The organism is Bartonella sp. CE47NXGY, from assembly GCF_042195415.1.
GTDB lineage: Bacteria > Pseudomonadota > Alphaproteobacteria > Rhizobiales > Rhizobiaceae > Bartonella.
Genome location: NZ_JBHIOI010000197.1, coordinates 1 through 877, shown reverse-complemented (window position 1 = coordinate 877; position 877 = coordinate 1). Strand labels below are relative to the sequence as shown.

Here is an 877-nt window from a genome sequence, read left to right as displayed (position 1 = left end):
TATTTATAGAGATCCACAAGAGGCTGCGTTTAGGATTGAGCAAACGATTTTAGCAGGTAAAGGCGATAAACTTCCTGATATTTTGGAAAGGGAACCTGATAGAGCAGGCGAACTGCGTGGGTCAGATCGTTTTATCGATAAATTGAAGGCTACAGGAAAAGAACGAAAAGAAGCGCTTTATCATGTTCCTCTTGCTGTTTCTACTATGAGAGAGCTTCAATCCTTTTATAAGAATTCTTATGAGACACATATGGATAGTGTTACACGGGAGCGTGAGCGATTGAAAGTTGAGGTTCCGTCACTTTCACAAGAAGCAGTGACTTTTATGAAAAACGTTGAAGCTGGTTGTGATAGTTATTCAAAGATACCAGAGCAGGTTAATCAAGAGTTTTTAAAGCTACAAAGTGTTTTAGATAAACGTTTTGGACATGATGCCATTCATAAATATGGTTTTGATTTATCAAAAGCAATCCCCAAAGAACAGTCTTATAATAAAGAACGCATAAAAGAGTTTCAAATGGCAGTTAAGTTTTTGCAACAGAGACAACAGGAGAAAATCAACGCAATAGCGCGTGCAAGATCAATAGATATGATACGGTAAGGGCAAGGATAAAGCCTTATACTGTATAAGCCCTATTAAGCCATACGGTAAAAGAGAGGTAATCAAAGGAGGTGTTTAATATGGGTGTGACAAAAGATGTTGTATGTGCCTGCATAGATAGGGCGTTAAAAAAAATCCGGTGAAATATTAGCAAGTTTAGGACTTACGGTGTCTGATTTCATCCGTATTGCTTTGACAAAAGTTGTTGATGAAAGAGGATTGCCGTTTGATATGTATATTCTTCATGAGAAAACGCTTAAAACTTTTGAGAAAAGT

1 protein-coding gene and 1 pseudogene are annotated in these 877 nt (G+C 37.2%); both read left to right on the top strand.

What is annotated here, in order from left to right; genetic code table 11:
* Positions 1 to 601 (top strand): annotated as a pseudogene (locus ACFIL3_RS10625) (adenosine monophosphate-protein transferase); the annotation flags it as partial.
* 168 nt (positions 602 to 769) lie between these two features.
* Positions 770 to 877, top strand: a 108-nt coding sequence (locus ACFIL3_RS10620; protein WP_375682264.1) for a type II toxin-antitoxin system RelB/DinJ family antitoxin, incomplete at its 3' end; no start/stop codon positions are given.